This window comes from Streptomyces viridochromogenes DSM 40736 (assembly GCF_000158955.1).
GTDB classification, from domain to species: domain Bacteria; phylum Actinomycetota; class Actinomycetes; order Streptomycetales; family Streptomycetaceae; genus Streptomyces; species Streptomyces venetus.
On the sequence record NZ_GG657757.1, the window covers coordinates 3,497,229 to 3,507,124 of the forward strand.

A 9,896-nucleotide genomic window follows, 5' to 3' on the forward strand; every position below is an offset into this window, starting at 1 on the left:
CCCACGGGTGCGGAGGAGGCGAGGTGCTCAGTGGTCGGCGGCGTGGGGGGCCGGACCGCCCGGGGTCGCCTCGGGGTCGGGGCCCTTGGCGGCTTCGGCCTCGCTGTAGATGTCCGGCTCGAGGTAGATGACGCGGGCGATCGGGACGGCGTCGCGGATGCGGGCCTCGGCGGCGTTGATGGCGGTGGCGATCTCGGTGGCCGTCTCCTCGTGGCGGACGGCGATCTTGGCGGCGACCAGGAGTTCCTCGGGGCCGAGGTGGAGCGTGCGCATGTGGATGACGCGGGTGACCGTGTCGCCGTCGACGAGGGCGGTCGCGATCTTCTCGGTCTCCTCGGGGCCGGCGGCCTCACCGAGCAGCAGCGACTTGGTCTCGGCGGCGAGGACCAGGGCGATGAGGATGAGCAGGACGCCGATGCAGAGGGTGCCGATGCCGTCCCAGACGCTGTCGCCGGTGAGCAGGGCGAGGCCGACGCCACCGAGCGCGAGGACCAGGCCGACGAGGGCGCCGAGGTCCTCCAGCAGGACGACCGGCAGCTCGGGGGCCTTGGCGCGGCGGACGAACTCGGTCCAGGAGCGGCCGCCGCGCAGGGTGTTGGACTCCTTGATGGCGGTGCGGAAGGAGAACCCCTCGGCGATGATCGCGAAGACCAGGACGCCGACCGGCCAGTACCAGTGCTCCAGCTCGTGCGGTTGCTTGATCTTCTCGTAGCCCTCGTAGAGGGCGAACATGCCGCCGACCGAGAAGAGCACGATGGAGACGAGGAAGGCGTAGACGTAGCGTTCGCGGCCGTATCCGAAGGGGTGCTGCGGGGTGGCCTCGCGCTGGGCCTTCTTGCCGCCGACCAGGAGCAGCGCCTGGTTGCCGGAGTCGGCGACCGAGTGCACGGACTCGGCGAGCATCGACGACGAGCCGCTGAAGATGAACGCCACGAACTTCGCTACCGCGATCGCTAGGTTGGCGCCCAGTGCCGCCACGATCGCCTTGGTGCCGCCTGACGCGCTCATATGTCCGCGTTGTCCCTTCGTACGCCGTTCCAGGGGCCGGGCGCCCGCCTTGGTGCGCCGCCCGTGGCTTTACCCGTGCTTGACGGTGGGCCATTGTTGCAGCCCGCTCAGGCGCGGGTACCCCAGGACCGCCCTGGGAAGGGTCAGGCGACGACCGTGGCCCGGAAGAGCGTGCCCGTTCCGGACACTTCGGCCTTTTCGCCTGCCGGGACGAAGACGGACCGGCCCGGTGTCAGGTCGTGCTCGCCCGCCCGGACGGAGCCGGCCGTGCAGAGCAGGATCTGGGGGGTCGCGCGGGTGAGGTCCTGGGCGGTGCCTTGCTCGGGGAGGACATGGCGGGACAGGCGGAACTCGTCGATCGGGGTCTCGTAGAGCTCCTCGCCGTCCGGGGCGGCCTCGGGGCGCAGGACGCCGGGGTCGCTGGGGCGGAAGCGGACGATGCGCAGGAGTTCGGGGACGTCGACGTGCTTGGGGGTGAGGCCGCAGCGCAGGACGTTGTCGGAGTTGGCCATGATCTCCACGCCGAGGCCGGAGAGGTAGGCGTGCGGGACTCCGGCGCCGAGGTAGAGGGCCTCGCCCGGCTGGAGCCGGACGTGGTTCAGCAGCATCGCGGCGATGACGCCGGGGTCGCCCGGGTAGTGGTGGGCGATGTCGGCGTAGGGGGCGTAGGCGCCGCCGAGGCGGGTGCAGGCGGCCGCCGCCTCCTCCACCGTGCGGGACATCTCCTCGGGGTCGGCGGTGAGGATCGCCGTGAGGACCTCGCGCAGGGCGGCGTCCTCGGGGTGGGCGTGCAGCAGGTCGACGTACGGCTTGAGGGAGTCGACGCCGAGGTCGTCGAGCAGGGCGGCGGCCGCGAGCGGGGAGCGGAAGCCGCAGAGGCCGTCGAACTCGGTGAGCGCGCAGATCAGTTCGGGCTTGTGGTTGGCGTCCTTGTAGTTGCGGTGCGGGGCGTCCACGGGGATGCCGCGGCGCTCCTCGTCTGCGTAGCCCTCCTTGGCCTGCTCCAGGTCGGGGTGGACCTGGAGGGAGAGCGGGCCGCCGGCGGCGAGGATCTTGAGGAGGAAGGGCAGGCGGGGCCCGAACTTGGCGACGGTGGCCGGTCCGAGTTCCTTCTCGGGGTCGGCGTCGATGACCTCGACGAGCGTGCCCCGGCCGGTGCGCGAGGGTGCGCCCGGGTGGGCGCCCATCCACATCTCCGCCTGCGGTTCGCCGGTCGGTTCGATGCCGAGCAGGTGCGGGATGGCGGTGGTGGAGCCCCAGGCGTAGGGGCGGACGGTGTTGTCGAGGCGGTCCATGGAGGTCTCTCTGCGTGTTCTGTGCGTACGACATACGTACGACGTGCGTACGGCTGTGGCGTGCCGGGCGGGCTTACAGGGGCTGGGCTCGGGGTCAGGGTGTCCCGGGCATGATCAGGCCCTCGAAGCGAGCGCCAGGTAAACCGCGGCGAAATCCGTGATGGCGATCAGTTCAGCGAGGGTCTCCAGTTCGTCGCCCGCCTCGGGTTCGAGCTCGCTGATCGGGGTGTCGTGGCTGAGGGCCAGGTCGCGGGCGCCGGGGGCGGCGGTGAGGCCGCCGATGGGGCGGTCGCGGAGGAGCACCACGCGCGCGTGAAGGGCGGGTGGTTCCTCGACGCGGTCGCGGAAGAAGTCGTCGGGGTCGGCGCTGGCGGCCAGCGGGCCGGCGAGCAGCGCGCCGTGGGCGGCGAGGGCCTCGGGGAGTTCGGCGACCACCGCGGGGATGCCGGACAGTTCGGCGAGCGCGGCGGCGAAGCGGCGGCCCGCCGGGCCGGCCGAGAGGCCCTCGGTCCAGACGACCGGGAGCGCGTCGGCGAGCTCGGCGGCCAGGGTCTTGGCGGGGTTGCTGTAGGTGGCGATGGCGGGGCCGCAGAACTCGGCGACGCGGTCGAGGCGGTCGGCGACCTTGCCCAGGGCGTCCGGGGGGAGGCGAGCACACCCGTACGGTCCAGGAGCGCGAGGAGCGGGGTGAGCAGGGCCCACAGGACGCCGGGGGCGGACGCGGCGAAGGGCTCCTCCTGGTCGTACGGGGCGGTCGCCATGGGCACGAACAGGCCGTGCGAGCCGGCTACGGCGTCGGCGAGCGGGGTACGGCCGGGGGCCACGGCGACGACGGTGCAGCCACGGCGGTAGGCCTGCTCGGCGAGGAGGGACAGGCCCGGTTCGGTGCCGTCCGGGGTGGTGATCAGGAGGAGGTCGACGGAGCCGGTCCAGCCGGGCAGTTCCCAGCGCAGGGCGCCTGCGGCGGGGGCGACCCCGGTGGGGGCCAGCCGGATGACCGGGCTGCCGGCGCCGGCGAGGGTGCCGAGGAGGTCGGCGGCGTGGGTGGCGGCCGCGCCCGGGCCCGCGATGAGGACGGCGCGGGGGCGGCCGTCGGGCTTGAGGCCGTTGACGCCGGCCTCGGCGGAGTGGCGGGCGGCCGTGCGGACGCGGGCGCCGGCTTCCGCGGCGCCGCGGAGCAGGCCGCGGTGGTCGGCCTCGGCGAGGCCCTCCGGGGAGTCGAGCAGCGATTCGTCGAGCATGGGGCGGCAGCCTCCGATCGCCGGGGTCCGTTTCAGTCCCGGGACTCTTGTGTGTGTCCTACGTCGATGCCCGTTGTGCCGGGGACCATGTGCGCCGCTGGGGCTGCCCCGGGTCGGGTCAAGCCGGGCGGCGGGCCTCGTCGACCAGGAGGACGGGGATGCCGTCGCGGACGGGGTAGGCCAGGCCGCAGTTCTGGGCGGTGCAGAGGAGTTCGGTGTCCTTCTCCTCGAGGGGGGCGTGGCAGGCCGGGCAGGCGAGGATGTCCAGGAGGCCGGCTTCGAGTGGCATGCGGGTTCCTTCGGAGATCGGCGGGGTGGATGCCTGGTCAGGGTACCGCCGTGGGGTGGGTGACGGGGGTCGGGTGAAAGGGGTGCTGCCCCTTTGAGGCCGCCAGGGGCTCCGCCCCCTGGACCCCCGGACCTTTGCCCACCCACCACCCGAATCGGTCGGACAGGAAGCCGGACTCGCCCCCGAAGCCGTCGGACACAGAAAGCCGAGCCCGGAAGCCGAATCGGCTGGACAGCGGGAAGCCGAGCCCTGGCCGGGTCGGCTGGACAGGACGCCGGGTCGGCCTCCTCAGCCCCTGATGATGGCCAGTGCCTCGTCCCGCACTCTGGCCATCGTCTCCGGGTCCCTGGCCTCCGCGTTCAGGCGCAGCAGGGGTTCCGTGTTGGAGGGGCGGACGTTGAACCACCAGTCGGGGGCGGAGACGGTCAGGCCGTCCAGGTCGTCGAGGTCGATGCCCTCGCGGTTCTCGTACGCGGAGCGGATCGCGGCGAGGCGGCCCGCCTGGTCGGTGACCGTGGAGTTGATCTCGCCGGAGCCGGCGTAGCGGTCGTACTGGGACACCAGGGAGGAGAGGGGGCCCACCTGGCCGCCCAGGGCCGCCAGGACGTGGAGTGCGGCCAGCATGCCCGTGTCGGCGTTCCAGAAGTCGCGGAAGTAGTAGTGGGCGGAGTGCTCGCCACCGAAGATCGCGCCCGTGCGGGCCATCTCGGCCTTGATGAAGGAGTGGCCGACGCGGGTGCGGGCCGGGGTGCCGCCGTTCTCCTTCACGACCTCGGCGACCGACCGGGAGGTGATCAGGTTGTGGATGATCGTGCCCTTGCCGCCGTGCCGGGCCAGTTCGCGGGAGGCCACCAGGGCCGTGATCGCCGACGGGGAGACGGGCTCGCCCTGCTGGTCGACGACGAAGCAGCGGTCGGCGTCGCCGTCGAAGGCGAGGCCGAGGTCGGCGCCCTCCTCGCGGACCCGCTTCCGGAGGTCGACGAGGTTGGCGGGGTCGAGGGGGTTGGCCTCGTGGTTGGGGAAGGTGCCGTCCAGCTCGAAGTACATCGGCACCAGGGTCAGGGGCAGACCGGCGAAGACCTCGGGGACCGTGTGGCCGCCCATGCCGTTGCCCGCGTCGACGACGACCTTCAGGGGGCGGATGGCGGTCAGGTCGACCAGGGAGCGCAGGTGGGCCGCGTAGTCCGACAGCGTGTCGCGGCCGGTGATGGTGCCCGCCTTCGCGGCCGGCTCCGGGGCGCCCGACTCGCTCCAGCCCTCCACCAGTTCGCGGATCTCCGTCAGGCCGGTGTCCTGGCCGACCGGGGCGGCACCCGCGCGGCACATCTTGATGCCGTTGTACTGGGCCGGGTTGTGCGAGGCGGTGAACATGGCGCCGGGCAGGTTCAGCGCGCCCGAGGCGTAGTAGAGCTGATCCGTCGAGCACAGGCCGATCTCCGTCACGTCGGCGCCCAGTGCGGCGGCCCCGCGTGCGAAGGCCCGGGACAGGCCGGGTGAGGAGGGCCGCATGTCGTGCCCGGTCGCGATGGCGCTCGCGCCGGTGACCCGGACGAAGGCCGCTCCGAAGAGCTCGGCCAGGGACTCGTCCCACTGGTCGGGGACGACTCCGCGTACGTCGTACGCCTTCACGACCTGCGACAGATCAGCAGCCACGGCCAACCTTCCTGAAAAAGTACTGTCGGTCGGCCCAAACTACCCTCGCCCGCCGGCAGCGCGCTGTGCGGTTGCCGAGAGAGCTCCGGGAGAGCAGCGAGACGTCACCTCAGGTCAGGGCAGCATCCAGGCCAGGACGGGGGTGCTCTGGCCCACGACGATCAGGCACATGACCAGCAGCAGGCCCAGGCTCCACGGCAGCACCTTGCGCAGCAGGTCGCCCTCTCGGCCCGCCAGTCCGACGGCCGCGCAGGCGATGGTGAGGTTCTGCGGGGAGATCATCTTGCCGAGGACGCCGCCGGAGCTGTTGGCGGCGGCCAGGAGGTCGGGCGACAGCCCCGACTCGCGGGCGGCGGTGACCTGGAGGGCGCCGAAGAGGGCGTTGGCCGAGGTGTCCGAGCCGGACACGGCGACTCCGAACCAGCCGAGGGCGGGCGACAGGAACGCGAGCCCGGCTCCGGCCGCCGCGACGAAGTAGCCGATCGTCGCCGCCTGGCCGGAGAGGTTCATGACGTAGGCGAGGGCCAGTACGGACGTCACCGTCAGGATCGCGAAGCGCAGCTCGTGGACGGTGGCGAGCCATTCCCGGACGGCCACGCGCGCGTGCACCCCGATGACGGCGGCGGTGCAGATCCCGGCGAGGAGCACCAGCGTGCCGCCGGTCGACACGATCGGCCAGCTGAAGACGTTGCCGCTCACCGGTTCGCCGTCCGGTCCGGCCACGTTCAGGAAGGGCCAGTCGAAGGTCTGGGTCGCCTCGGCCAGCCAGTCCTTGACGGCCGGTATCTGCGCGACGGAGAAGATCACGACGATCATCGCGTAGGGGGCGTAGGCCCGCAGGACCTCGCGGGGCGGGTCCTCCTCGTCGAGTTCCTCGCTGCGGGCGCCGGTGAGCACGGAGGCGCGCACCGAGTCGGCGGCGGGCACGCGCGCGTGCGGCGTCGCGACCAGGGCGCCCGCGCCCGCCAGGGCGGCGCCGATGTCGGCGAGTTGGGCGGAGAGGTAGTTGGAGGCGGCGAACTGGGCTACGGCGAAGGCGACTCCGCAGGCCAGGGCGGGCACCCAGGTCTCGCGCAGGCCGCGCCGGCCGTCCACCAGCCAGACCAGCACGAGGGGCACCACGAGGGCCAGCAGCGGCGTCTGACGGCCCACCACGGACGCCACCGAGTCCAGCGGCAGTCCGGTCACCTGGGCGAGCGTGACGACCGGTGTGCCCATCGCGCCGAAGGCCACGGGCGCGGTGTTGGCGACCAGGGCGACGACGGCGGCGCGCACCGGTTCGAAGCCGAGGGCGACCAGCATGACGGCGCTGATCGCGACGGGCGCCCCGAAGCCGGCGAGCGCTTCGAGCAGCGCCCCGAAGCAGAAGGCGATGACGAGCGCCTGGATGCGCGGGTCGTCGGACAGCCGCCCGAAGGACCGGCGCAGGATGTCGAAGTGCCGGGTGCGGACGGTCATCCGGTACACCCACAGGGCGTTGACGACGATCCACAGGATGGGGAAGAGGCCGAAGACGGCGCCCTGGGCGGCGCTGGAGAGGGTCTGGCCCAGGGGCATGCCGTAGGCGAGGCAGGCGACGAGGACGGCGGCGAGGAGCCCGGTCAGGCCCGCCAGGTGTGCCTTCATGCGGACGGCGCCGAGCAGGACCAGGACGATCACGAGGGGCAGGGCCGCCACGAGGGCGGACAGGCCGAGCGAGCCGGCGACGGGTTCCAGTTCCTGGACGTACACGGGCGCCTCCCCGGCTTCCGTCATGCGAAAGCGATTTCTCGCGACCTCAGAACGGAATGGTCATGTCCACGCCAAGCCCGCGTCAATGGGTGTGCGTGGGGAGGAACCGGGGTGCGGTCAGCTGTCGGGCGACCGGAGGACGCGCAGGTGTCCTCGCCGCGCGACCTCCATCGGGTCGGCCGCGCGCCCGCCGCCGGCCTCGGCCGCCCGCTCCTGGGGGCGGGCCGCCTCGCGCACGGCGTTCGCAAGCGCTTCCAGGTCGTCGCCGCTGGGGCGCGCCGGGGCGGAACCGTCGAGGAGCCGGACGACCTCCCAGCCGCGCGGGGCGGTGAGGCGCTCGGAGTGCTCGGCGCACAGGTCGTAGCAGTGGGGTTCGGCGTAGGTGGCGAGCGGGCCGAGGACCGCGGTCGAGTCGGCGTAGACGTACGTCAGCGTCGCGACGGCGGGACGGCCGCAGGCGGTGCGCGAACAGCGACGTACAGGGCTCACGACGATGGACGGTACCTCACTCTTGACCGGGCCGCGACGACTCTCCACCAGGTCACTCCCCCGTGTCGCGTTGTGAGACGCCCCACGCACCCCGTCCGGCCCACCTGGCTGACCTGCCCGAACAGCGTCGTCCGACGCGTCGGAGAAGCCCGTAAGCGGTCAAGAGTCGTCACAAAACCCTCAACTGCCGTGAGGTTGGCGCTCTCGTAGGGATACGGATTCGAGCCCAACCTTGGCTTGAATGGTCATGTAACGACATGCCGCGCGGGTCGGCCGGAAGCCGTCCGTGCCGCCGTGCGGTGCCGGGCGCACGGGCCTGGCGGGGACTACCCTTCACCAGTGATGGACAAGCCCGTGACGCCCCGTGACGCCGCCCCCGGGCCCCGCCGCCGTGATCGCCACGGCCGGGGCATGCGCGGCCCGATCGCACCGCCGCAGGTGCCGCTCGCCGCGAGCCGCGCGGAGGCCTTCGCGGACCTGGTGCAGGACTCCGTGGAGCGCCTGGAGCGGCGGTGGCCGCAGCTCGCCGACATCGATTTCCTGGTCCTCGAGGTGCCGCGCCTGGACGGCCCCGGCCAGGCCTGGAACGACGAGGCGGTACCGCTCGGCGGCACGATCGGCGCCCGCGAGGGCCGTCCCGCGCGTGTGGTGGTCTACCGGCGACCGGTCGAGATCCGCACCAAGGGCCGCGACGAGCGGGCGGCGCTGGTGCACGAGGTCGTCGTCGAGCAGGTCGCCGAGCTGCTCGGGCTGACGCCGGAGACGGTGGATCCGCGGTACGGCGAGGACCAGGGCTGAGACCGGCCGAAACCGGTCGCCCGCCCTACTTCTGCAGCACCGACAGGTCCTCGTCCGCCTCCGGCACCGCGACCGTCCCCCGGTCGTCCGGCAGGGTCTGCACCGTGAAGCCGGGGACTCCGCCCTCGCTCGCGGTCAGGGTGCGGGCGCCGTAGACCGGGCCTCCGGACTTCGGCTCGACCGTGAGCGCGTACGTGCCCTTCAGGCCGCTGGGGACCGGGGGCTCGATGTCCTGGGTCGTGCCCGCCTTGATCGTGTACGTCTTGGACACCGGAGTGCCCCCCTCGCTGCCCGCCGAGGCGGTGACCTCGACCGTGGCGGCGCCGGCGGGGGCGGTCAGGGACAGGGCGCTGCCCTTGGCGCTGTTGTCCGCGGAGGTCGCGCGCGTGCCGACCGGGCGGGCGGCCGGGATGAACGCCGTCTCCTGCTTGTCGCCCTCGCCGCGTACGACCCGCAGGGCCGCCACCACCGGCACGGCCCCGTCCGTCGGCGTCAGCACCAGGGAGCCCGCCTCGCCGCGCGTCACGTCGCCCAGGTCGACGGCGGTCGTCATACCGCCCTTGACGTGCACCGTCTCGTGCCCCGCCGGGGTGATCAGCCCGGAGGGGGAGGCGAGGCGCACCTTCAGGTCGGCGTCGTCATCGCCGGGTGTGAAGGCGACCAGGCGCACCGAGGTCGCGTCCTTGGGGACACCGGGCAGGACCAGGCTGCCCGACGGGTCCGTGGAGGCGGCCAGCCAGTCGCCGCCCAGCTTGTCGTCGAGGGCCTGCACGGCGGCGCCCACGCGGCCGCTGCGGACGTTGACGTGCACCGTGACGTTGGCCTGCTGCTCGTCGGTGAGGGTGGAGAGCAGGACCGGCTCGCTGGAGTGCGGCTGGACCGTGATGCCCTCCCCCACCGTGGACTGGAGGGCGCCGTCCTTGCCGTAGAGCTCGATGTCGACCACGGCGGCCGAGCCGTCGGGGTTCGTCAGGTGGACGTAGTCGGTGCGGTCGGCCGCCGTGCTGGCGCCGGGGAACCAGAAACTCGTGTCCGGGGCCGTGCAGTTGACGCCCTGGAGGCCGCGCCCGGTCCCCGCGGCGACCTCCGTCGTCTCCTGGACGGTCCAGCCGGGCGCGAACCTGCCGTCCGCGGTGCCGACGAGGGCGGGCGTGTCGGCTCCGGAACTGTCCCCGGTGACCGGCTTGCCGGGCTCCTCGGGGGTCAGCACGGGCTTCTCGGTCTTCTTCTCGCCGGACTTCTCGTCGTCCTTCTTGCCCTGGCCGCCGCCCGCGCCCGAGCCGTCCGCCGACTCCTCGGCCGCCGCCTGGAGTTCGGCCTTGCCGCCGCCTTCCGTGCCCTTGGTGACGGGCGTGAAGGAGGTGTCCGCGTCTCGGCGAGGTCGGACATGCT

Annotated in this window: 8 protein-coding genes and 1 pseudogene; 1 reads left to right on the top strand and 8 read right to left on the bottom strand. The window is 73.0% G+C overall.

The window, feature by feature from the left end; all coding sequences use genetic code 11:
* Window positions 1-27: 27 nt before the first annotated feature.
* The 7 genes and pseudogenes from SSQG_RS15215 to SSQG_RS15240 form a co-directional block, all read right to left on the bottom strand.
* Window positions 28-1,008 (bottom strand): cation diffusion facilitator family transporter, encoded by a 981-nt coding sequence (locus SSQG_RS15215; RefSeq protein WP_003990669.1) that lies wholly within the window; start codon window positions 1,006-1,008, stop codon window positions 28-30.
* Window positions 1,009-1,151: 143 nt separating this feature from the next.
* Window positions 1,152-2,303: a mannose-6-phosphate isomerase, class I gene (gene manA, locus SSQG_RS15220; RefSeq protein ID WP_003990670.1), complete on the bottom strand. Its 1,152-nt coding sequence runs from the start codon at window positions 2,301-2,303 to the stop codon at window positions 1,152-1,154.
* A gap of 114 nt (window positions 2,304-2,417) precedes the next feature.
* Window positions 2,418-3,544: pseudogene (locus SSQG_RS15225) on the bottom strand (SIS domain-containing protein).
* 118 nt (window positions 3,545-3,662) lie between these two features.
* Window positions 3,663-3,833, bottom strand: coding sequence for a Trm112 family protein (locus SSQG_RS39170; protein WP_003990672.1), 171 nt, complete (start codon window positions 3,831-3,833; stop codon window positions 3,663-3,665).
* 288 nt (window positions 3,834-4,121) lie between these two features.
* Window positions 4,122-5,486 (bottom strand): phosphomannomutase/phosphoglucomutase, encoded by a 1,365-nt coding sequence (locus SSQG_RS15230; RefSeq protein WP_003990673.1) that lies wholly within the window; start codon window positions 5,484-5,486, stop codon window positions 4,122-4,124.
* A gap of 114 nt (window positions 5,487-5,600) precedes the next feature.
* Window positions 5,601-7,217 carry an L-lactate permease gene (locus SSQG_RS15235; protein ID WP_039935084.1) on the bottom strand — a complete coding sequence of 539 codons (1,617 nt, stop codon included), beginning with the start codon at window positions 7,215-7,217 and terminating at the stop codon, window positions 5,601-5,603.
* A 117-nt stretch (window positions 7,218-7,334) separates the two neighbouring features.
* Complete coding sequence (locus SSQG_RS15240) at window positions 7,335-7,754, bottom strand: DUF3499 domain-containing protein (RefSeq protein WP_039932778.1); 420 nt, start codon at window positions 7,752-7,754, stop codon at window positions 7,335-7,337.
* 294 nt (window positions 7,755-8,048) lie between these two features.
* Here SSQG_RS15240 and SSQG_RS15245 point away from each other — a divergent pair, with 294 nt between their 5' ends.
* A complete protein-coding gene (locus SSQG_RS15245) occupies window positions 8,049-8,504 on the top strand; it encodes a metallopeptidase family protein (protein ID WP_039932780.1) in 456 nt (151 codons plus the stop codon).
* A 25-nt stretch (window positions 8,505-8,529) separates the two neighbouring features.
* Here SSQG_RS15245 and SSQG_RS15250 read toward each other — a convergent pair.
* Window positions 8,530-9,896: DUF5719 family protein (locus SSQG_RS15250; RefSeq protein ID WP_003990677.1), on the bottom strand; the 1,367-nt coding region annotated here is incomplete at its 5' end.

Coding starts and splice junctions, on each gene's coding strand:
- SSQG_RS15215 (WP_003990669.1), bottom strand. CDS start 1,008: ATGAGCGCGTCAGGCGGCACCAAGGCGATCGTGGCGGCACTGGGCGCC.
- manA (WP_003990670.1), bottom strand. CDS start 2,303: ATGGACCGCCTCGACAACACCGTCCGCCCCTACGCCTGGGGCTCCACC.
- SSQG_RS39170 (WP_003990672.1), bottom strand. CDS start 3,833: ATGCCACTCGAAGCCGGCCTCCTGGACATCCTCGCCTGCCCGGCCTGC.
- SSQG_RS15245 (WP_039932780.1), top strand. CDS start 8,049: ATGGACAAGCCCGTGACGCCCCGTGACGCCGCCCCCGGGCCCCGCCGC.